The following is a 20407-nucleotide window of genomic DNA, read 5'->3' on the forward strand; positions in this document are numbered from 1 at the left end:
CCTGCATGGAGTGACCCCGCATGACCCAGACCCCTGCCCCCGACAACCTCACAGACCGCTCCCTGTCCGAGTGGCCGCGTTCTAGCGGCGTGCTGCTGCACCCCACCTCTTTGCCCGGTCCTTATGGCACCGGCGAACTGGGCCAGGAAGCCCGGCAGTGGGTGGACTGGCTGCAGCAGGCTGGACAGACCTACTGGCAGATTCTGCCGCTGGGGCCAACTGGGCACGGCAACAGCCCCTACCAGACGCTGGGCGCGTTCGCCGGCAACCCGCTGATGGTCAGTCTGGGCGAGCTGCTGGAGTGGGGCCTGCTCACTGCTGAGGACCTGCAAGGCGCGCCACATCATCCCGAGCGGGTGGATTTCGATGCCCAGACCGTTTGGCGCAGCGAGCTGCTGTGGACCGCTTACCGCCGCTTTCAGGCGGGAGAGGGACAGGTGGACGCCGGGGAATTCGTAGCCTACAAGGCGGCCCAGGCCGGCTGGCTGGACAACTACGCGCTGTTCCGGGCCCTCAAGGAAGTGCACGGTGGAGCGGCCTGGTTCCAGTGGCCGGCCGAGTACCGCCGCCGTGACCAAGCCGCGCTGACCCGCTTTCAGCAGGAGAACTTCGGTGTGGTGGAGCACATCCGCTTTATCCAGTTCCTGTTTGAAAAGCAGTGGCAGGCGCTGCGGGCCTACGCCGGTGAGCGGGGCGTGCAGATTGTGGGCGACCTGCCCATTTTCGTGGCGCTGGATTCGTCCGATGTCTGGGCGCACCAGGACCTGTTCGCGCTGGACGAGCAGGGCAGCCCCGAGGTGCAGGCCGGCGTGCCGCCCGACTACTTTGCCGAAGAGGGTCAGCTGTGGGGCAATCCCCTTTACCGCTGGGACCGCATGCAGGCGCAGGGCTTCGACTGGTGGGTGGCGCGCTTTGCCCGCAGCCGCGAGCTGTACGACCTAATTCGGGTGGACCACTTCCGGGGCTTCGAGGCCTACTGGGAAGTGCCGTATCCGGCCGAAAACGCGATGGGTGGCCACTGGGTGCCCGCCCCGGGCCGCGAACTGCTGGCCGAGGTGCGCCGCCGCCTGGGCGACCTGCCTATCATCGCCGAGGACCTGGGCGTGATTACCCCCGAGGTGGAGGAGCTGCGTGACGAATTCGAGCTGCCGGGCATGGTGGTGCTGCAGTTCGCCTTTTCCGACGAGGACTTCTGGAACAGCCCCTTTTATCCGGCCAATATTGTACGCAACCGGGTGGTGTACACCGGCACCCACGACAACGACACCACGCTGGGCTGGTGGCGCACGGCTACTGAGCTGGAACGGCACCATTTCCGCTCCTTTACCAGCTCCGACCCTACCGAGGACGAGGTGACCTGGCGGATGCTGGGCATCGCCTGGCACAGCCGCGCCCACGTGGCCATCGCCCCCCTGCAGGACCTGCTGAACCTGGGCACCGACGCCCGCATGAACGTGCCAGGGAGCGCCACCGGTCACTGGGGCTGGCGGACAGAGGCCGCTGCACTGACGCCGGAGCTGGCGGCACGCCTGCGCGAACTGACCGAGGAATCCGGACGCCTGGCTGGGCGGGCACAGGCGGCTGACTGACCCACCGGCCATCTGTGGCTGGACTGACCCCTGGGCTGCCCGGCCACAGATTTACGTAGCCGCGGGTGAGTAGGCTGGGACCGCCTTCTCCTGGCCGGCGCAGTGGACTACTCTGGTCCTTATGCGCCTGCCTTCTGCCCGCCGCGCCGCCCCCTATCTGCTTGGTTTCCTGACCGTGCAGCGCCTGCTGGAACTGCGTCTCGCCCGCCGCAACGAAGCCTGGGCGCGGGCGCAGGGAGCGCGGGAATACGGGCGGGAACACTACCCCGCCTTTTTCGTGCTGCACCCCACCTGGATGCTCTCGGCGTTGCTGGAAGGCCGCCGCAGCCGGGGCCGGGTCAGCCTGCCCGCGCTGCTGCTGTTCGTGCTGGCACAGCCACTACGCTACTGGGTGATTCGCACGCTGGGCCGTTACTGGAACACGCGCATCCTGATTGTGCCGGGCGGCGAACGGGTACGGCGCGGGCCGTTTCGGTATCTACGGCACCCCAATTACGCCGTGGTGGCGCTGGAAATCGCCGCCGCCCCGCTCGCCGTGGGAGCCTGGCGCACCGCGCTGGCCTACAGCGTGCTGAACGCTGCGCTGCTGCTGCTGGTCCGCATTCCGGCCGAGGAAGCCGCGCTGCGTGCCTACGGCCAGCAGGGCGAACACGCTACACTGACCGGCTGATGTCCACTTCCGCCACTGCCCGCATTTCCCAGCAGACTGCCGCTGTCGCCGTGGCAGTCACGGCCGGGCACTTTATCAACGATGCCTACGGCGCCATGCTGACTCCGCTGCTGCCGGAGCTGCAAAGCCGCTTTGCGGTGAGCACGGCCGCTGCCACCTTTCTGGTCAGTGCCCACAGCCTGACCGGCAGTGTCCTGCAGCCGCTGCTGGGCGTGATAGGCGAGCGGGTCGACCGGCGCGTCACGGCGGCGTTGGGGCCGCTGCTGACCGCTGTGGGCCTGTGCTTCATGGGGTTCGTGCCCTGGTTTGGCGCCCTGGTGCTGCTGGTGGCGGTGGCCGGGCTGGGCAGCGGGTTCTTTCATCCCAGCGGGGCCGCCTACATCGCCACCAATTCGCCGCGTGACCGGCGGGGTCTGTGGGCTTCCATCTTTAGCGCAGGTGGCACGGGTGGGGCGGCGCTGGGGCCAGTCTTTGCGGCGCAGGGGCTGGATACCCTGCCGTATTTCGCCGCCTTCGGTCTGCTGACAGCGGCTCTGACCTACGCCGTGACGCCGCCCTCCTTTCCCCAGGCCAAAAAGGCCATGCGGCTGGCCGACTACCTCGCCATTTTCCGGGGACCCATTGTGCCGCTGTGGGGCATGGCGGTGCTGCGCTCACTGGCCTCGATGGGCTACAACACCATGCTGCCGTTTATCCTGCTGGGCCGGGGGTTCACCATGCGTGAGGTGGGCCTGGCACTGGGGCTGTATGCAGTGGCGAGCGCTCTAGGCGGCATCGTGGGTGGGCGCATCAGCGACCGCATCGGGCGCACGCCGGTGCTGCGGGCCGCCATCGGAACGACCATTCCCTTTTTCGTCGTGCTGATTCTGAGCGACCCCGGCGACCTGTGGTTTTATCCACTCACCTTCCTGATGGGCGCTTTCGTGAATGCCAGCGTGCCGGTGGGCGTGGTGACAGCGCAGGAGTATCAGCCGGGGCACGTCGCCGTGGCCAGCTCCATCATGATGGGCTTTTCCTGGGGCTTTGCCGGCCTGCTGATGTTCCTGGTGGGCGCCCTGGCCGACCTGACCACGCCCACAGCGGCGGCCATCGCGGCCGTGCTGCTGCTGCTGCCCAGCGTGTGGCTGGCCTTCCGCCTGCCGGAACCTGAGCGGACCGAGCTGGTGTAAGCGGCGGCCCACCCGCGAGAGCCTAAGAGTGGGGCCGCCTGTCCCGGGTGGCAGCAGGCGGCCCTATTCTTGGCGGCTCAGACTTGTTGGCTCAGGCTGGGCCGCCGGTGGTGCGGCCAGCGACGCCGTGGCTGTGTTCAGCCGCAGCCGCTGCCAGACTGATTCGCTCGCCGCGTCCGCCCAGCCCCCAGCCCAGGGCCAGACCGCCCAGCATAAACGGCAGCCATTCCAGCGACTGCGCCCGCAGAGGCAGCGCCTCTACCCAGGGCAAGGCCAGCCAGCCGTTGCTGTGGGCCGACGACAGCAGGCTGATCCCCGTCACGGCGGCCACTGCCAGCTGCCAGCCCAGGCGCGGGGTGGGCACGAAGCGGGCCAGCAGCATTAGCAAAATCACGCAGATGGTGATGGGGTACAGGATGACCAGCGCCGGTACGCTGACGCTGATGATGGCGTTGAGGCCCTGATTGGCAATCAGCAGGCTGAACAGGGTCAGCCCAATCACGGTGGGGCGGTACTTCAGTCTGGGGAAGGTGGCGACCAAGTACTCGCCCACCGCCACCAGCAGGCCTACGGTGGTGGTCAGACAGGCCAGCGTCACGATGACGCCCAGCAGGGTGCGCCCGAAAGGACCGAAAGCGTCGTTGGCGATGGTGGTCAGCAGGTAGGTGCCCAGGTAGGTGCCGCTGGCTTGCAGCGCGGCCAGGGTGTCGCTGCTCGGCAGCATATGGGCGCCGGTCCAGCCCAGCGCCAGATAGACCAGCCCCAGGAAGAAAGCTGCGATGACGCCGGCGGTGGCTGTTTGCCGCAGCAGCGCCGGGCCGGAGGCTACGCCCTTGCTCTGGATGGCCCCCAGCACCACCACCGAAAAGGCCACGGCGGCCAGCGCGTCCAGCGTCTGGTAGCCGGCGGTAAAGCCTGCGAAAAAAGCCTGACCGCCGGCGTAAGCGGCTGCCGGGGCGGCGGGAGCTTGGCCGCTGAGCAGCATAAAAGCCCGCACGATAAGCGCCAGCAGCGACAGCAGCAGCGCCGGCGTGAGCCACTCACCGATGCGGTCCACCATCCGCGAGGGGTTGAGGCTGAGCCACAGCGCCAGCCCGAAGTAGCCCAGAGTCCACAGCAGCAGCGACAGGCCGCCGGCGCTTCCCAGGAAGGGCACCAGCGCCATCTGGTAGGCGGTAGCCCCGGTGCGGGGAATGGCGAACAGTGGGCCGATGGCCAGGTAGATGGCGGTCAGGAACACCAGGCTGAAGGCGGGATGGATGCGGCGCAGCGCGTCGGCGTACCCGCCGGGAGCCAGCGCCCCGACCACGATCCCCAGCAGCGGCAAGCCCACGCCGGTCAGCAGAAAACCGAGCATGGCCGGAGCGTAGGCTGCGCCGCTCTCGGCGCCCAGCTGCGGCGGGAAAATCAGGTTGCCGGCGCCGAAGAAGATGGCGAACAGCATAAATCCGACAGTGAGGGAAGTTCTGAACATAAGCGGTCCTGACGAGAGAAAGCGGAAAGAGCAAAAAACGGAAGTCGGTCCCAGCCCCGTCGCTGCCTCGGCGCTGTGGGCAGCGGCAGCCAGACCGGGACGGCCGGGAACGTGAGGTGGAGACCAGGCGATAAGGAAGACCCCCGGCCGTGGAACAGGCCGGAGGATACCGGATAACGACGAAAAATGGCAACTCCAGCACTGCTTTTTGGAGGTCCTGCAGCTACCGCTAGAGGGGCGCAGCGTTACAAACGTAAGCCGGGGAGGGGGAGTGTAGGGAAGGCAGGGTCTATCAGCGCTCGCGGCGGTACCAGGCAATCAGCGCGTTGGTGGACGAGTCATGGCGCAACTCCTGCTGGCTGCCCAGTTCCGGGGCAATCCGCTGCGCCAGCACCTTGCCCAGCTCCACGCCCCACTGGTCGAAGGAATTGATGTTCCACACCGCCCCCTGCACAAAGACCTTGTGCTCGTACAGGGCAATCAGTGCGCCCAGGCTGCGCGGGGTCAGGTCGCGGGCCAGCAGGGTGGAGGAGGGGCGGTTGCCTGCGAAGGTCTTGTGCGGCACCAGCGCTTCAGGGACGCCGTCCGCCCGCACCTGTTCGGGGGTCTTGCCGAACGCCAGCGCCTCGCTCTGGGCAAAGACGTTGGCCATCAGCAGGTCCTGGTGGGTCTGGCCTTCTTCGCCGGCAGGCAGCGGGTTGAGGCTGCGGGCGAACCCGATAAAGTCACATGGAATCAGCCGGGTGCCCTGGTGAATCAGCTGATAAAAGGCGTGCTGGCCGTTGGTGCCGGCCTGTCCCCACACGATGGGACCGGTGTCGTAGCCGACCTCCGCGCCGCTCAGGGTCACGTGCTTGCCGTTGCTTTCCATGTCCAGCTGCTGCAGGTAGGCCGCAAAAGAGCGCAGGTACTGCGAGTAGGGCAGCACCGCCAGCGAGCAGGCCCCCAGGAAATTCTGGTTCCAGATGCCGGTCAGGGCCATCAGCACCGGCAGGTTTTCTTCCAGCGGCGCCCCGGCAAAGTGCCGGTCCATGTCGTGCATGCCGTCCAGAAAGTCGCGGAACTGCTCTGGGCCCACCGCGATAGTTAGGCTCAGGCCGATGGCGCTGTCCAGGCTGTAGCGGCCGCCCACCCAGTCCCAGAACTCGAACATGTTGGCGGTGTCAATGCCGAACTTCTGCACCTCCTGCGCGTTGGTGCTCACAGCCACGAAGTGCCGTGCCACGGCGGCCTCGTCTCCCAGGGTATCCAGCAGCCAGCGGCGGGCGGTGCGGGCATTGGTCATGGTTTCCAGGGTGGTAAAGGTCTTGCTGGAGACGATGAACAGCGTCTCTGCGGGGTTGAGGTCCCGCACCTTTTCGGCAAAGTCGGTGCCGTCCACGTTGGACACGAAGCGCAGGGTCAGCTCCCGGTCGCTGTAGTGTTCCAGCGCTTCATACGCCATCACCGGTCCCAGGTCACTGCCCCCAATTCCGATGTTCACCACGGCGCGGATGCGCTCACCGGTAAAGCCGCGCCACTCGCCGGAGCGCACCTTCCGGGCAAAGTCGGCCATGCGGTCCAGCACCGCGTGAACCTGCGGCACCACGTTCTGCCCGTCCACGCGGATATCGGTCTCACGGGGCGCGCGCAGGGCGGTGTGCAGCACGGCGCGGTTCTCGGTGATATTGATTTTCTCGCCGCGCAGCATGGCGTCCCGGCGCTGCTCTACCCCGCACTCGCGGGCCAGGTCCAGCAGGGCGCTCAGGATGTCCCCGTCTATGCGCTGCTTGGAGTAGTCCAGGTACCAGCCGGCCCCTTCTGCGGCGAAGTTCCGGCCGCGCTGCGGGTCGGCGGCGAACAGCTCACGCAAGGTGGGCTGCGGCGCGGCGGCCAGCGCTTCCAACTTCTGCCAGGCGGCGGTTTCGGTGAGCGTGTGGGTGGGTTGCATGTGCTCAGCATAGGCGATGCGCTCCGGCTGGCCGGTCAGAACAAGGTGAAGCGGGGACCAGAAAAAGGCTCAGAGAAAGCTCAACTATAGAGAAGACCCAGAGAAGGAGCAGGCAATAAACGGCCGTCTGCCCCGGCCGGGACGTGGGCATGCCGGGCGGGGCAGTTCAGCCGGGCCGCTCGGCATGCCGGAAGCAGGAAAGGGGAGCATAAACCGGAACGCGCCCCCACCTCCGGCTTCCTCTAATCCGAAGTTCGCAGTCCGAATTTGCCGGAGGCCAGCGGGCAGTCCCCGGCGTTGCCTGTAGGAGCCGGCCTTATTCTGCCGGGCTCAGGTCGAAATCCCACTCGAACGAGCGGCCCCAGGGGAGGTTCACCTGGTCCAGCCCGTACCTGCCACCCAGATTCAGCGGGAAATACTCGGCGGCCAGTTCCATCAGTTTTTCCTGGGCAGCGGGGGTGTTCATCTCCGCTTCGGGAATGGCGGCGCGTAAGGCGGCCCGCAGGCGGGTGGAATAAATCAGGTCGTTGGCGTACTCGCGGGCCAGCAGGGCCTGCTGGCGGGCGGGGTCCACGCCGTCCAGGGTCAGCTTGGCATGGGCCAGCGCCGAGCCCAGATTGTTGCCGGGGGTGCCCCAGGCGGCCAGCGCGGTGAGGTTCGCGTCGCGCTGCAGGGTGCCCAGGTCCTTCCACAGCCGGGTGTTGCCCAGGTTCACCTTTTCCACGTCTGCCACGGCCACCGGCCCCCGCCGCAGCAGGGCCGAGACGGCAAGCGCGGCGCGGCGCGGGTCGCCGCCGTTGAACACGTACAGGGTCAGGTCGGGCTGCTGGCCCTGAGAAGCCATGTGGAACCCGGCGGCCTCGGCGTGGTTCTGCACGCTGCGGGTAAGCGGTATGCCTTCGTACTTGATCACTTCCTGGGCCAGCTTGGGGTCCGAGTACACGGCCTGCACGGTTTTGGCTGCCGGCGAGAGTGCGCGGGCGCTCAGCAGGGCCAGCACCTCGTCGGCGCCGGGGTAGACCCGCACGTTGCCGGGGGCCACCTCGGCGGCGAACGCGGCCAGGCGCGCTCCTTCGGCGGGGGCGGGGCTGCCGGGCAGCGCATCGTCCCAGGCGATATGCAGTTCCTTGAACACGCCGGCGGCCGCCCAGCGGGTCAGCAGACGGGCCACCTCGAAGTTGCGCTCCCGGTCCACCGCGTCGGGATGGCGCGGAACGGTGATAAAGGCATAGATGGGCCGGCCCGTCTCGCGCTGCCACTCGCGCAGCGGCAAGAGGCGGCTGCGGACCCGCGCCGCCGAGTCGGTGCTTTTGCGCGACTGCACCAGTCCGCCGTAAGCCAGGGCGTCCAGCGCCACAATCAGCGGCTCATCCCGGCGTCCGGCACCCTCGGTCCGCAGCCACTCCAGCAGCCGCGCCGGGTCCGCGCCCTGCTGCGCCGTGCCCAGCAGCTCACGCGGAACCACTTTCAGGTCGCCGCTCCCCAGCCCAGCAATGGCCGCAGGTAGGCGGCTGGTAGCGGGACGCGAATCCAGCGGAATCAGGGTCTGGGCCCCGGCAGGCGCGGTCAGCAAGGCGGCGCTGAGGAACAGAGGGAAGATGCGGCTACTCATTCTTCCAGCCTAGGTGAGGTAGATGATACGCACCTGAAGGCGCCGCCTTGCGGCCGGAGCCAACTCCAGGGCCTCCGCCGCAAGGCCAAAAAAGAGTGCCCCGGCAGGGGCACGTGCAGGCACTCAGTTTTTCTGGACCAAGCTCTGGTCGTCGCGGAGCCAGAAATGACGTCCGGCGCTGTCTTGCAGCCGCACCACCACCTGCACATTCTCGCCGGGGCGCAGGCCCTGGGCGGGGCCCCGGCCTTCTATGACCCGGCAGCCTGCGCCGCAGCTGCTGGCCTCCCAGCGGCCTTCCGCCTGCCACACGCCGCCCTGCGTCACCAGGTAGACCGACTGCGCACTCAGCGGCAGCGAGCTGGCCGAGCTGCGCACCTGCACGCGGGCGCTTAGCTGCTCGCCGCTCAGCGTGGGGCGGGCCTCGGCACTCAGTGTGCGCCCGGCCAGGCTCAGCGTGGTGGGGGTGCGCAGTAGTTCGCCTGCGCTGGGGCCAGCTTGGCTTACACTGCCGCAGGCACTCAGCGGGAGCGCCAGCGCAGCGAGGAACAGGGCAGCCTTGGCCTTCATGTGAATCATCTTAGAGCAGTCTGGTTAAAACTCTCTGACAGAAGTCCTGCTTTATGAGAAAACGCAGCCCCAGTACCCAGTAGCCCATAAGCTGGTAGGCTACCAACCCGCAAGCTGTCCTTAAGGCCTACCGGACTGGCCCCGTCGGGCGCAGCCCTCAGAATGGAAACGATGCCTGCTCTCTGCTTGCCCTGCTCGCCTTGTCCACCCTGTCTGCCCAGTTGCGCCCGTTCCCGCCCCGGCCGGAGCCTGCTGTGACCGCCCATACCCAATCAGGGCTTCCCGCCCAGGAGGCGCTGGAAGCGGCGGTGCAGCGCACGGCCGACCGCTACGACGCCGTGATTATCGGGGCCGGGCCGGCCGGGCTCAATGCCGCTCTGGTGCTGGGCGGCGCCCGGCGGCGAGTGCTGCTGCTGGACGGCGGGCCGCCCCGCAATGTCCGCGCGCAGGCGGCCCACGGCGTGTTTACCCGCGACTGCACGCCACCCGCCGACCTCAAGCGTATCGGGCTGGAGCAGTTGGCGGCCTACGACGTGACTGTGTGCCAGGAAGCTGCCCGGCAGGTCCGCGAGTTCGGGGAAGGCTTCGGCGTGCAGCTGGCGACCGGGTGGGTGACGGCACGCCGGGTGCTGTTCGCCAGTGGCCTGCAGGACCTGCTGCCCCGGGTGAGCGGGCTGCGGGAGCGCTGGGGCCGCACTGTCCACCACTGCCCCTACTGCGACGGCTGGCCCAACCGGGAAGCGGCGCTGGCCGTGCTGGGCAGCCATCAAGAGGGGCACCACTTGGCCCTGAGCATGCGCAACTGGACTGACCACCTCACCCTGCTCACCGACGGCCCGGACGAGCTGACCCCGGAGCAGCGCCGCGACCTGCAGCGGCTGGACATCACCCTGGAGACGCGGCCCATCCTGCGGCTGTCGGGAGAAGACACGCTGACCGTTCACTTCCGAGATGGAGACGCGCTGGAGTTGGAAGGCATTTTCCTGAATCCCAGTCAGGGGCAGCGCAGCCATCTGCCGGCCGCCCTGGGCCTGGAACTGGACGACAAATCCCGCGTGGTGGTCAACGAACACGGCATGACCAGCCTGCGGGGCGTATGGGCGGCCGGCGACATGACCGGCGCGCCGCAGTACGTGATGAGTGCGGCGGCCAGCGGCATGGTGGCGGCCGTCAGCCTCAATTCCACCCTGATTCACGAGGACGTGCGCGAGTACGGCGCCGCCTTTCACGAGTCGCCGGATGAGGAACCCGGTGTGGGCGAGGCGTAAGCTGACCACATGACCACCGAGCGACCCCTGGCCGTTCAGCAAGCCTGGCAGCGGATAGAAGCCGGAGCCTACGATGAAGCCGCCGAACTCCTCGCCGCCGACCCTTCTCAGGAAGCGCGGCACGCCCTGGGCTACGCTTACACGTTCGCCCGGCGCTTTGACGAAGCCCGCGCCGTATACCGGGAACTGTGGGAGGGGGCGCAGGGCCAACCGGGAGCGCACCGCTTTTTGCATCAGCTGGGAATGGTGGAGCGGGAAGCGGGCGACCACGCTGCCGCACTGGCACTGTTTGAGCAGGAGCAGAAGCTGATAGAGCGTGAGGGCCTGGGGGCCCTGGAACGCGCCGTCAACGGCTATGAGCTGGCCGTCTGCCTTCATGCTCTGGGACAGGAGCGAGAAGCCCACGCTGCTCTGGCTGCGGCGTTTGCCGAAGCAGTCACGGCGGATGACCCTACCACGCTGGGCTGCCTATGGCGGGCGACGGGTGATTTTGCCCAGACCGAGGACCGCGCCGAAGCGGCCCGGGACGCGTACACCAACGCCCGAAGCTGTTTTGAGCGGGCGGAGTATGCCGCTGCCGTGCAGGAGATAGACGCCCGCCTGAGTGCGCTGGGCACGGCCACTCCCAAAGCGTGAAAGCCGCCTTGTTCGACCTGGACGGCACCCTGCACGACCGCACCGCCACGCTGAGGCGCTGGCTGCCGGGTCACCTGTGCCGCTTCGGGCTACCGCCAGAGTACGCGGCCCGCTTTTTGGAACTGGACGACTTCGGCTACCGTTCCAAGCGGGAGGTGTTTCCGCAGCTGGTGCGGGAGTTCGGCTTGAAATGCGACCCGCAGGTACTCTTTGATGACTTTGGGAATCATGTAAAGCAGGCCGTGCCGATGGTCTACGCAGTAGAAGTGCTGCGCGAATTAAGAAAAGATGGAGTGGCACTGGGACTGGTGACCAACGGCTGGCCGCAGCCGCAGCGGGCCGTCCTCGCCACCTGCGGGCTGGCCGAGTTCTTTGACGCGGTGGTGGTCAGCGGCGAAGTCGGCGTGGCCAAACCTGACCCGCGCAGCTACCGGCTGGCACTGGACGCCCTGGGCACTGCGCCGGCCGACGCCTGGTTCGTGGGCGACTCGCCGCGCAACGACATCTGGGGACCGCAGCAGCTGGGGATGCGTGCCGCCTGGCTCCCGACGGGTCACCCGCTGGCGGGAGAGCAGCCGGACGCCACCCTGCATGACCTGCGCGGCGTGCGGCACCTGCTTTAATGTTCCGCATGCCGGACGCCCCCAACGACACCGAAATTCTGCGCGACTTTACCCGGCTGGTACCGGTGGGCCGCAGTCTGGACGGGGTGCTGTGGCTGGAGGTCGCTGTGGTGTCCTGGCCTACGCCCCACACGCCCCAGCAGCACTGGGAGCCCCTGGTCTCACTGCCGGCCCATGCCAGTGCCGAAGCAGTGGCACAGGTCCAGCACGCGGCCCTGCACGACCCACGTTACTTTGCCTGCTGTGAGCGTTGCCGCCGGCGCTGCCCACAAGGCTGGATGCAGGGCGAACGGTGCCAGAGCTGCGCTGAACGTTGGCTGGGCGGCGTGCATTAGAGCCGCTCACAGCAAAGGGTCTGTCCCGCCTCCCGCCTGCGAGAGAAGCGAACCGTGCTGGGCCAGCACGCCGCTCGCAGACCCGCTACCGCCACAAGGAAGGCGACACGCCGCACAGGGCGGACTGGCAACAGGGCGGACTGGCAAAGAGCAGTGCAGCAGACAGCTGCTCCGTACCCTGGCCTGCGTTTGCCCGCGAGCCTGCGCGGACGGCAGAATATCCTTCCGCTGGCCGCGCTCCCTTTTCCCACCATGAAAGCCTCTGACCCTGTGACCGACACCCTGCCTGCCCTTCAGACCCTGCCCGACCTCCGCGCCGCCCTGGCCGAGCACCCGCTGGTGCTGCTTCAGGCTCCGCCGGGGGCCGGCAAATCCACCGCACTGCCGCTGCAGCTGCTGGACGAACCCTGGCTGGCCGGTCAGCGGGTGCTGCTGCTCCAACCGCGCCGGGTGGCCGTGCGCGGTGTGGCGGCGCGGCTGGCCGCCTCGCTGGGCGAAGCGGTGGGGGAGACGGTGGGCAGCCGAGTACGTTTCGAGACCAAGGTGTCGGATGCGACCCGGCTGGAAGTGGTCACCGAAGGCATCCTGACCCGCCGCCTCCAGCGTGACCCGGAGCTGAGTGGGGTGGGATTGGTCATCCTGGACGAATTTCACGAGCGCTCGCTCAATGCCGACCTGGCCCTGGCCCTGCTGCGCGAAGTGCAGGGGGCCCTGCGGGACGACCTGCGCGTGCTGCTGATGTCGGCCACCCTGGACGAATCTCTGCCCGCCCGCCTGGGGGCACCGCTCGTCCGCTCGGAAGGCCGGGCTTACCCTGTGGAGCTGCGCTACGCCGCCCAGGAACCGGCAGGCCGCACCGGGCCAGCTGTGGCTGCGGCCGTGCGCCGCGCCCTTGCCGAAGAGGCGGGCGACGTACTGGCCTTCCTCCCTGGCGTGGCCGAAATCCGCGAGGCCCAGGCTGCGCTGAGCGGGGTGGAAGCGGTGGTCCGTCCGCTCTACGGCGACTTGCCCCCCGCCGAGCAGTCCCGCGCCATCTTGCCGGACCCGGCAGGGCGGCGGCGGGTCATCCTGGCCACCTCAATTGCCGAGACGTCGCTCACCATTGAGGGCGTGCGGGTGGTGGTGGACAGCGGGCAGCGCCGCTCGCAGGCCTACGACCCCAGCACCGGGCTGAGCGGCCTGCGCACCGGGCGGGTCACCCGCGCCGAGGCCGAGCAGCGGGCTGGCCGCGCCGGGCGAACGGCTCCGGGGGTGGCTTACCGCCTGTGGCCCGAGCGCACCCAGGCGCTGCTGGCCGCCGACCGCCCGCCCGAAATCCTTGCCGCCGACCTCGCTCCGCTGCGGCTGGAGCTGGCTGCCTGGGGCGTGACCGAGGCGGGCGGTCTGGAGTGGCTGGATGCTCCGCCGGCTTCCGCCTGGGCCGCTGCGGGCGAGCTGCTGCGCGGCCTCGGCGCGTTGGATGCGGAGGGCCGCATCACCCCGGCTGGGCAGGCGCTGCTGCGCTTTCCCACCCACCCCCGACTGGCGCACCTGCTGGCCGCGGCGGCCGACCCGGCGCTGGCCGCAGACGTGGCCGCCCTGCTGGAAGAGCGCGGTCCCCGCCTGGACGGTGCGGACCTGACGGAGCGCGTCAACCGCCTGCGCCAGGCCCGCGCCGCCGGCCGGCTGGACGCCTGGGCCGGTGCCGAGCGCCTCTCGCGGCAGTGGCGCCAGCTGCTGGACACGTCCGCCACCGACAGCCCCGCCGACCCCTACGCGGTGGGCCGGCTGCTGGCGCTGGCCTATCCGGAGCGGGTGGCGCTGGCCCGTGCGGGAGGCGGTGGCCGTTTCCTGCTGGCCGGGGGGCAGGGGGCCGAGCTGCCCCCCGGCGGTGACTTGAGCCACGCGGGGGCCCTGGCGGTGGCCCACCTGGACGGGGTGGCGGAAGGCCGCCGGGGGCCGGAAGGCCGCATTTTCCTGGCGGCGCCGCTGCACCGCCGTGACCTGGCTGCCGGGGCCAGCTGGCAGCCGCGCACCGAGTGGGACCCCCGCACGGGCCGGCTGCTGGCGCAGGAGGAGCTGCGCTGCGGCGCACTGGTGCTGGACACCCGGCCGCTCACCGCCAGCGACCCTGCCGCCGAGGCTGCCGCCGTGGCTGCTGCGGTCGCCCGCGAGGGCCTGCACCTGCTGACCTTTTCCCCGGAGGCCCAGGCGCTGCGTGACCGGGTGGGGTCACTGCGGGCCTGGCGGCCGGACGAGGGCTGGCCCGACCTTTCAGACGCGGCCCTGCTCAGCACGGCCGCAGACTGGCTGGCCCCGTTCCTGGGCGGTGTCCGCAGCCGCGAGGCCCTGGCCAGGCTGGACCTGCTTCCGGCGCTGACAGCGCTGTTGCCCTGGGAATTGCAGACCCAGCTGGACGAGCTGGCCCCCACCCACCTCACCGTGCCCAGCGGCAGCCGCGTCCGGCTGGACTATGCTCCGGACGGCTCTCCACCCGTGCTGGCGGTCAAGTTGCAGGAGCTGTTCGGTCTGGAGGACACGCCCACAGTGAACCGAGGCCGCACTGCGGTGCTGCTGCATTTGCTCTCGCCCGCCCGCCGACCGGTGCAGGTCACGCAGGACCTGCGCTCCTTCTGGGCCAGCGGCTACTTCGAGGTTCGCAAGGACCTGCGGGGCCGTTACCCCAAGCACCCCTGGCCGGACGACCCGGCGGCCCATGTCCCGACCGCCAAGACCAAGCGGGCGCTGGAGCGGGGTAGTTAAACCAGGAGAAGGCGGCTTAGCGTTCCCAGCTCCAGCGCTGTCCGTCGTGCAGCAGAACCGGCTCGGAAGCGTCACCGCTGTACCCCAGTTCCGTCCCGGCCCCGAAAAAGTACAGGCGCTCTCCCTGGCGGTACATGGAGTGGTGCTGCTCCGCCTGAATCGCGTCCACTCCTTTCAGCAGGAGAACGGGTTTCGCCGCGTTGCCCCCGTTCAGAAGCTGCCCTTTGTCGTTCGACCCGGCCCCGTACATCTGACCGTCCTTGGTCAGCAGCAGCAGGTGCTGCGACCCTGCCGAAATATCCCTGACATTGTTCAGAAGCTGGCTGGGCGGCATCACCGGACTGCCAGGCTGCCATTTGCCCGTGACCCAGGCGGTTCCCTCTGGGGTCAGCCAGGCGGTGAAGGAGTCGCCCGCCACCACTCGGCTGACTGCCGGAGCGATGGGCTGCCACTCGTCTACCCCGGCCACTTCGTCCATCTCCTGCACGGGGCCGATTTGGCCGTCCTCATTCCAGCCGTAGCCCAGCAGTTTGCCGCTGTCGGTCAGGGCGGCGACGTGGCTCTCGCCCATGGCCATCGCCTTGACGCCGCCGAGCAGCAGCTGTGGGCCGGGTTCCAGCGGCTCGTTACCAGCAGGCAGGGCTGCCGGGTTGTGCTGCTGGTACAGTTCCCCTGCCTGAGTCAGAAAAAAGTCGGTGGCGTGCCGGGTGGCGAGGTCGCGCAGCTGCTGCCACTCTGGTCCCACACCGTCCCGGCGTCCCTTGCCGAGGGGCACAGTGCTGGTTGGGCGGTCAAAGCGGACAGGGTAACTGTGTTCCAGTAGTAGCAGGCCCCCGGTAGAAGAACTGACCTTCGTCACCCGGCTGGTCGTATCGGTCGGAGTGATGCGCTGGTCATAGGTGGTGATGCGCCCTTCCGATAGGCCCAGGCGGGCGCTGAGGTCTGGCTGATTCCAGACCCACAGGCTCGCCGGTGACTTATCGTTTGTGCCGTTCCCGGCACTCGTTGTAGGCAGCAGTGCCTGGTCCAGAGCCGCGCCGTATCCCCAGCTCCAGCGGGTGCCGTCGGTCTGTACGGCGTGCAGGAGTTGCCCGTCACGCCAAACCCGTTCCGCGTTTTGCAGCAGGCGCTGCGCTGGCTCCGTCGGTCCTCCGACCGCGCCCATGCCCGGCGTCCAGCGCATCAGGTCGCCGTTTTCCAGCAGGGCCAGTTCGCCGGGGCCGACCGACCGTACGCCCTGTAGCAGCCGGGTGGGGCGGGGGTAGTGCCACTGCGGGCCGAACCAGGGCAGCTCATCGGCGCCCCAGGCCCACAGCTCGCCCGCCTGCGTCACGGCGTACACTGCGTAGCCGCTCAGGGTAGCCGAGCGCGTGTCGTACTCGCTGGGCTGCTCCGGCGTGAATTCGGTCGCAAAGCCGGTCATGGAGCCTATCTCGTTGTTGCCCATCATCAGGGTCCGGCCACTGTGCTGGCGGATGAGGGTGAGTTGCCCGGACTCCTCCACCGACGCCACATTCTTGAAGCGCACCTGTGGTTGTGGGGCAGCAACTCCTGAGTCGCCCAGTTCGCCAAGGTCGAATTCCAGCAGAGTGCCGTCGTCTTTGAGGGCCAGCAGCCCCTCAAGGCCAGTGGGGACCACCCTGACAATGCCGCGCCCCAGGGTGAGGGCCTGCGCTGCGCTGAGGCGGGGGGCGCCCATTGGGGCCTTTCCCCACATCACGAAGGTGCCGTCCTGGCGGCGGGCATAAAATTCCTGCCGCACTGCAAAGAGTGCTTCTGCCCCCTGCATCACGCGCGTCATCTGCTCGCCCTGGCGCTCACGTTGCCACACGCTACCGTCACGCCCAAGGGCCAGTAGCAGCGACAGGTCCTCCGAGTCCGTTAAGTTACCTGACCCCTGGACTATTTGCCGCACATCCTCCAGCAGCAGCCGGGTCACGATACGGCCTTGCCCATTGGCCCGCCACTCCCACAGCTTGCCGTCCTCGGTGAGAAAGGCGTCTGATGTGGCTTGCAGCACGCGGCTGCGCCTCGGAACGCTGACGTTCAGGTCGGCTTTCTGGTCGTCGTCCGCAGCCTCAGTCCGCTGCCACAGCCGCAGTTGTTGGGGCGCGGATTCGCTTTCCTGCGTGGCGGGCGGGGCCAGAAAGACGATGCCTTCAAAGTCCTCGTATTCGCTCTGGAGCGGCAGAAAAGTGGGAAAGGCGGGCGGGGTTACCCCAGCGCTGGCATCGGCATGGGTTGGGGCCAACAGCAGGGCAGCCAGCAGGTAAACGGCAGGGCGGTGCAGGAGAGCTGACATCAGATCACAGTATGCCCAGGTTGGGAAGGCTCCTCTCCCCAGTGCTCTTATTTGGCGTCGTTACCGTCTCTACTCCCTGCGCTCTCCTGACGGGCGGCCCGCTTTCCACGCAGGCTCTGCCACCGGCGGCGTTTCCAGCGCAGGGTATTGGCGCTCTCTTCAGGCTCTTCACGGCTCTGGTTGGTCAGGGTCATGCCGGCACTCGCCACCATCACGGCAATCAGTGCCAGCCACTGCACCGGCGTCAGGCTCTCGTTCAGCAGCAGCAGGCCTGCTACCGCCGCAATGGCCGGCTCCAGGCTGCTCAGCACGCCGAACACCTTGGCAGGGATAAATTTCATTGCCTGCATTTCCAGGGTGTAGGGTACGGCGCTGCTCAGCAGGGCCACCCCCAGGCCCGCCAGCAGCACGCTGGGCGCAAGCAAGGCCGCGCCTGCACCGGCCAGTGCAAACGGCAGGGTCACGGCGGCCGCCACCCACATGCCGGCCGTCACGCTCAGGGTGCCCGACAGCTCGCGGCTAACCCGGCTGCCGGCCAGGATGTACAGCGCCCAGAAGGTGCCGGCCAGCAGTGCGAAGCCCACGCCGACCGGGTCCAGGCCGCCGGCGCTCAGTTCGCCGCGTGGGGCCATCAGGCCGATACCGGCAGCCGCCAGCAGCACCCACAGGAAATCGGCTGGCCGGCGTGAGAGCAGCAGCGACAGCACCAGCGGCCCGGTAAACTCGATGGTCACGGCCACGCCCAGCGGCAGCCGCGACAGCGCAGCGTAAAAAGCCAGGTTCATCAGGCCCAGCGCCAGGCCGTAGGGCACAATCAGCCGCCACTGCGCCGGCGTGATGGCCCGCCAGTTGGGTCGGAACAGCGCGGTCAGTAGCACGGCGGCCAGCACCACCCGCAGCCCCGAAGTGCCCATCGGCCCCACCTGCGCGAACAGCCCCTTGGCAATCGCCGCGCCCCCCTGAATGGTCAGCATGCCGGCCAGCAGCATCAGGAGCGGGGGGAAACGGGGCGGCGCCGGAGGGGTCATAGCCGCGATGCTAGAGCATTTGCCGCCGCTGCCCTCTCACCTGCGCGGGAACTGTGGCCTCTCCCACTTGGTATAAGATGCGGGGCAGTGAAAGAGGCCATGCATGACTGATTCTCAGGGGCAGCCCCCCCAATCCCATCCCCAGGCGTATCCGCAGAGCGTGACCGGAGAGCGGCACCTGCAAGCCGCGCCTGCTGGGCCGGCACGCCGCACTGGGTTGGCCCGCTTGTGGAAAGACTGGCTGGAGCCCATCGTCTTCGCGCTGCTGATTACGCAGTTCATCGTCACGATGGTGGCGGTAGACGGGGTCAGCATGATGCCCAACCTGCGCGACGGTGAGCGGGTCATCGTGCCCAAATATGAAGGCTGGCTGCACCGCGCCGGCATCGGTGAGTTCGGGCGCGGCGACATCGTGGTGTTCAAGCCGCCTCAGGCCGCTTCCGAAGTGGTGCCTACCCTGCGGCGCGATGTCGCTGGGCTGTGGACCTACCGTCCTTACCTCATCAAGCGCATCATCGGCGTGGAGGGAGACCGCATCCGCATCCAGGGCGGCGACGTGTGGATCAACGACAAGCCGCTGGATTCCAGCTTCACCACCGCCTACTGGCAGGAGCAGGGCTGCTGGGACCGCGACAGCGCCATCGCCAACCAGGCCACCTCGGCGCAGCAGGGCATGATGCCCGACCAGCTGGAGCTGACCGTGCCCGAGGGCCACTACTTCGTGATGGGTGACAACCGCACCGCCAACGGCTCGGAAGATTCGCGTGCGTTCGGCACCGTCCCGCTCTCCGATATCGCCGGCCGCGCCGCCTTTGTGGTGTGGCCTATTCAGCGGCCGACCGAGCTGGCCTACGACTGCCAGAACAGCCGCGCTGGGCAGGCCAGCCCTGAAAAGGAATCGGCGCTGCGGAGCCTGCCTGCACCTGCCGGCTTCGGTGAGCTGAGCCGCCAGCTGGGCGAGTAGGCAGGAGAGAGTAGGGCAAAGAGAGGGGCGGGGGCGTGCGGGGCTGCTGGGAAGGAGGAAGAACTTTTCAGTGGCCCCGGCCGTAGGGAGCACGCCACTGTTGCGGACGCCCCCTGCCCCCTATGAGCAGGAGCGTTCGTGACCGGCATGGCCCCCATTACTCCCGGTCTATTCCAGCGCGGTGATATCCACCCACTCTTCGGTCACCTGGTAGTCGCCGGCCGCCACGAAGTCGGCGGCCAGGCGCAGGGTTTCTTCGACCCAGGCGTAGTCGTTGCTGACCGTGACCACGGCAATCACTTCCCAGTCGTGGGCATCCAGGCCGTCCAGCCGGGCGGCCGTGACCGGAAAGCGCACCTTCAGCTTTTCCACCACCGGCTTGACCAGTGACCGCTTTTCCTTGAGGGACCGCACCCAGGGCATTTCCAGCCGCAGGGTCAGCGTGCCCACGTATCCCAGGGTACCCATTGCCCTACAGCATAGCGGGGAAGGGCGGACCGGGTCAGGCCAGGGTCACAGCATGCCGGCCAGGAAGCCCTGCGAACGCACCTGCCGCACCAGGTCCATCACGGTGTGGTAGCTGGGGTCGTAGTGCACTTCGATCTGGCCGGTGTCGGGGGTGGCTTTACTGACGCCAGGCAGCGACAGCAAATGTGCAGCAACGCGTTCTCCAGCTTCGCGGTCCATGCCGCGAACGCCCAGCAGGACTCGGGTCGGGTTCGTCATAGGGCGAGTATAGGGGGGCAGACTTGCGAGGTTCTGTCAAAAGTGTGTGCGTGCACTCTCGTCTACTCCCGGCCCGCCTGCCCCTGGCCTGCCTGCTCACTGCCAGGCCAGCTCAGCCCGGCAGTGCCGTCTCCTCACGGCTGCCCAGATAGCGCACCCCGTAGTCGCCCAGCCGGCGGACATCCCCCAGGTCAGCGGCCAGCGGCCAGCGGCGGTGCGGCACAAAGTGGACCTCATACACGGCAGTGTCGTAGGCGCTCTTGAACAGGGCCCGCAGCAGGCCGCTGTAGACCTCGGCCCGCAGGGCTTCGGGTAGCGCCGGGTCGGTCAGCAGGGTGCGGACCAGCACGATGGGTTTGTCGCCCTGCCACACACTCTGGGCCAGCACCATGCCGGCCACGGCTCCGTCCCGCACGGCCACGAAGGAGTGGTCGGTGCGCTCGTAGAACTTCAGGGCGCCCAGGCTGGTGCTCAGGCGGCCCTCGCGTTCACGTTCCGGCAGCCCGCCGAAGCCGGGGTCCAGTTCGTGCTGGGCAGCCAGGTCCAGTTCGGCCAGGGCGGCGTAGTCGTCGGGAAGCAGCAGGCGGTAAGCGGCGGCAGGCGTAGAGTCGGTCATGTTGCCGAGCGTAGTTCATCTGGCCCGGTCTGCGCCAGCAGCAGCAGACCGCAAATGACAATTTGTCAAATTTGAGAATGTGCTTATACTGAGTTCAACTAGACTCATAAAAAACTGTGCCCAAGCATGTGGCTGGCCCTGCCGACGCCGCAATGA

Annotated in this window: 18 protein-coding genes; 9 read left to right on the forward strand and 9 right to left on the reverse strand. The window is 68.2% G+C overall.

Annotated elements, in window-relative coordinates:
* Positions 1-20 precede the first annotated feature (20 nt).
* From malQ to DEIPR_RS04260, 3 genes are all read left to right on the forward strand, one after another.
* Positions 21-1589: a 4-alpha-glucanotransferase gene (gene malQ / locus DEIPR_RS04250; protein WP_013614595.1), complete on the forward strand. Its 1569-nt coding sequence runs from the start codon at positions 21-23 to the stop codon at positions 1587-1589.
* Between the two features lie 121 nt (positions 1590-1710).
* Entirely contained in the window at positions 1711-2259 is a 549-nt protein-coding gene (locus tag DEIPR_RS04255; RefSeq protein ID WP_013614596.1) for an isoprenylcysteine carboxyl methyltransferase family protein, read from the forward strand.
* Complete coding sequence (locus tag DEIPR_RS04260) at positions 2259-3428, forward strand: MFS transporter (RefSeq protein ID WP_013614597.1); 1170 nt, start codon at positions 2259-2261, stop codon at positions 3426-3428. The genes DEIPR_RS04255 and DEIPR_RS04260 overlap by 1 nt, the downstream gene beginning before the upstream one ends.
* 91 nt (positions 3429-3519) lie before the next feature.
* Here DEIPR_RS04260 and brnQ read toward each other — a convergent pair whose 3' ends face one another.
* The 4 genes from brnQ to DEIPR_RS04280 form a co-directional block, all read right to left on the reverse strand.
* On the reverse strand, positions 3520-4902 hold the full coding sequence (brnQ, locus tag DEIPR_RS04265) for a branched-chain amino acid transport system II carrier protein (protein WP_013614598.1): 1383 nt from the start codon (positions 4900-4902) through the stop codon (positions 3520-3522).
* 292 nt (positions 4903-5194) lie between these two features.
* Entirely contained in the window at positions 5195-6832 is a 1638-nt protein-coding gene (gene pgi / locus DEIPR_RS04270) for a glucose-6-phosphate isomerase (protein WP_013614599.1), read from the reverse strand.
* Between the two features lie 316 nt (positions 6833-7148).
* The gene (locus tag DEIPR_RS04275) at positions 7149-8444 is read right to left on the reverse strand and encodes a DUF4127 family protein (protein WP_013614600.1); all 1296 of its coding nucleotides are present in this window, start codon (positions 8442-8444) and stop codon (positions 7149-7151) included.
* A gap of 123 nt (positions 8445-8567) precedes the next feature.
* Positions 8568-9020, reverse strand: a complete 453-nt coding sequence (locus tag DEIPR_RS04280) for a hypothetical protein (protein WP_013614601.1) — start codon at positions 9018-9020, stop codon at positions 8568-8570.
* Between the two features lie 299 nt (positions 9021-9319).
* On the opposite strand from DEIPR_RS04280, the gene DEIPR_RS04285 reads away from it, so the two are divergent.
* The 5 genes from DEIPR_RS04285 to hrpB all read left to right on the forward strand — a co-directional run bounded on the left by DEIPR_RS04285 (position 9320) and on the right by hrpB (position 14615).
* Positions 9320-10279, forward strand: a complete 960-nt coding sequence (locus tag DEIPR_RS04285; protein WP_041222470.1) for an NAD(P)/FAD-dependent oxidoreductase — start codon at positions 9320-9322, stop codon at positions 10277-10279.
* 9 nt (positions 10280-10288) lie between these two features.
* On the forward strand, positions 10289-10915 hold the full coding sequence (locus DEIPR_RS04290; protein WP_013614603.1) for a hypothetical protein: 627 nt from the start codon (positions 10289-10291) through the stop codon (positions 10913-10915).
* A complete protein-coding gene (locus tag DEIPR_RS04295; RefSeq protein ID WP_013614604.1) occupies positions 10912-11538 on the forward strand; it encodes an HAD family hydrolase in 627 nt (208 codons plus the stop codon). Before DEIPR_RS04290 ends, DEIPR_RS04295 begins: the two co-directional genes overlap by 4 nt.
* Positions 11539-11546: 8 nt before the next feature.
* Entirely contained in the window at positions 11547-11873 is a 327-nt protein-coding gene (locus DEIPR_RS04300; protein ID WP_148231775.1) for a hypothetical protein, read from the forward strand.
* Positions 11874-12125: 252 nt separating this feature from the next.
* Entirely contained in the window at positions 12126-14615 is a 2490-nt protein-coding gene (gene hrpB, locus DEIPR_RS04305; RefSeq protein WP_013614606.1) for an ATP-dependent helicase HrpB, read from the forward strand.
* Positions 14616-14631: 16 nt separating this feature from the next.
* Here the strand turns inward: hrpB and DEIPR_RS04310 are convergent, their stop codons facing one another.
* Positions 14632-16917, reverse strand: a complete 2286-nt coding sequence (locus DEIPR_RS04310; protein WP_013614607.1) for an RCC1 domain-containing protein — start codon at positions 16915-16917, stop codon at positions 14632-14634.
* 47 nt (positions 16918-16964) lie between these two features.
* Positions 16965-17945, reverse strand: a complete 981-nt coding sequence (locus DEIPR_RS04315) for an EamA family transporter (protein ID WP_013614608.1) — start codon at positions 17943-17945, stop codon at positions 16965-16967.
* 103 nt (positions 17946-18048) lie between these two features.
* Between DEIPR_RS04315 and lepB the strand changes: the two genes are divergently transcribed.
* Complete coding sequence (gene lepB, locus DEIPR_RS04320; protein WP_013614609.1) at positions 18049-18909, forward strand: signal peptidase I; 861 nt, start codon at positions 18049-18051, stop codon at positions 18907-18909.
* Positions 18910-19077: 168 nt separating this feature from the next.
* On the opposite strand, the gene DEIPR_RS04325 is transcribed toward lepB, so the two are convergent.
* The 3 genes from DEIPR_RS04325 to DEIPR_RS04335 all read right to left on the reverse strand — a co-directional run bounded on the left by DEIPR_RS04325 (position 19078) and on the right by DEIPR_RS04335 (position 20251).
* A complete protein-coding gene (locus tag DEIPR_RS04325; protein WP_013614610.1) occupies positions 19078-19377 on the reverse strand; it encodes a DUF503 domain-containing protein in 300 nt (99 codons plus the stop codon).
* Between the two features lie 45 nt (positions 19378-19422).
* The gene (locus tag DEIPR_RS04330; protein ID WP_013614611.1) at positions 19423-19635 is read right to left on the reverse strand and encodes a hypothetical protein; all 213 of its coding nucleotides are present in this window, start codon (positions 19633-19635) and stop codon (positions 19423-19425) included.
* 112 nt (positions 19636-19747) lie between these two features.
* Positions 19748-20251: a DUF1999 domain-containing protein gene (locus tag DEIPR_RS04335; RefSeq protein WP_013614612.1), complete on the reverse strand. Its 504-nt coding sequence runs from the start codon at positions 20249-20251 to the stop codon at positions 19748-19750.
* Positions 20252-20407 lie beyond the last annotated feature (156 nt).

Origin of the sequence: Deinococcus proteolyticus MRP (assembly GCF_000190555.1) — a bacterium.
In the GTDB taxonomy this organism is placed as follows: Bacteria; Deinococcota; Deinococci; order Deinococcales; family Deinococcaceae; genus Deinococcus; species Deinococcus proteolyticus.

Bases quoted from the DNA above. Each gene is read 5' to 3' on its own strand.
- DEIPR_RS04290 (WP_013614603.1), top strand. From the start codon at position 10,289: ATGACCACCGAGCGACCCCTGGCCGTTCAGCAAGCCTGGCAGCGGATA.
- DEIPR_RS04280 (WP_013614601.1), bottom strand. From the start codon at position 9,020: ATGATTCACATGAAGGCCAAGGCTGCCCTGTTCCTCGCTGCGCTGGCG.
- DEIPR_RS04300 (WP_148231775.1), top strand. From the start codon at position 11,547: ATGCCGGACGCCCCCAACGACACCGAAATTCTGCGCGACTTTACCCGG.
- DEIPR_RS04255 (WP_013614596.1), top strand. From the start codon at position 1,711: ATGCGCCTGCCTTCTGCCCGCCGCGCCGCCCCCTATCTGCTTGGTTTC.
- DEIPR_RS04310 (WP_013614607.1), bottom strand. From the start codon at position 16,917: ATGTCAGCTCTCCTGCACCGCCCTGCCGTTTACCTGCTGGCTGCCCTG.
- DEIPR_RS04335 (WP_013614612.1), bottom strand. From the start codon at position 20,251: ATGACCGACTCTACGCCTGCCGCCGCTTACCGCCTGCTGCTTCCCGAC.
- hrpB (WP_013614606.1), top strand. From the start codon at position 12,126: ATGAAAGCCTCTGACCCTGTGACCGACACCCTGCCTGCCCTTCAGACC.
- brnQ (WP_013614598.1), bottom strand. From the start codon at position 4,902: ATGTTCAGAACTTCCCTCACTGTCGGATTTATGCTGTTCGCCATCTTC.
- pgi (WP_013614599.1), bottom strand. From the start codon at position 6,832: ATGCAACCCACCCACACGCTCACCGAAACCGCCGCCTGGCAGAAGTTG.
- malQ (WP_013614595.1), top strand. From the start codon at position 21: ATGACCCAGACCCCTGCCCCCGACAACCTCACAGACCGCTCCCTGTCC.
- DEIPR_RS04275 (WP_013614600.1), bottom strand. From the start codon at position 8,444: ATGAGTAGCCGCATCTTCCCTCTGTTCCTCAGCGCCGCCTTGCTGACC.
- DEIPR_RS04325 (WP_013614610.1), bottom strand. From the start codon at position 19,377: ATGGGTACCCTGGGATACGTGGGCACGCTGACCCTGCGGCTGGAAATG.
- DEIPR_RS04260 (WP_013614597.1), top strand. From the start codon at position 2,259: ATGTCCACTTCCGCCACTGCCCGCATTTCCCAGCAGACTGCCGCTGTC.
- DEIPR_RS04315 (WP_013614608.1), bottom strand. From the start codon at position 17,945: ATGACCCCTCCGGCGCCGCCCCGTTTCCCCCCGCTCCTGATGCTGCTG.
- lepB (WP_013614609.1), top strand. From the start codon at position 18,049: ATGACTGATTCTCAGGGGCAGCCCCCCCAATCCCATCCCCAGGCGTAT.
- DEIPR_RS04330 (WP_013614611.1), bottom strand. From the start codon at position 19,635: ATGACGAACCCGACCCGAGTCCTGCTGGGCGTTCGCGGCATGGACCGC.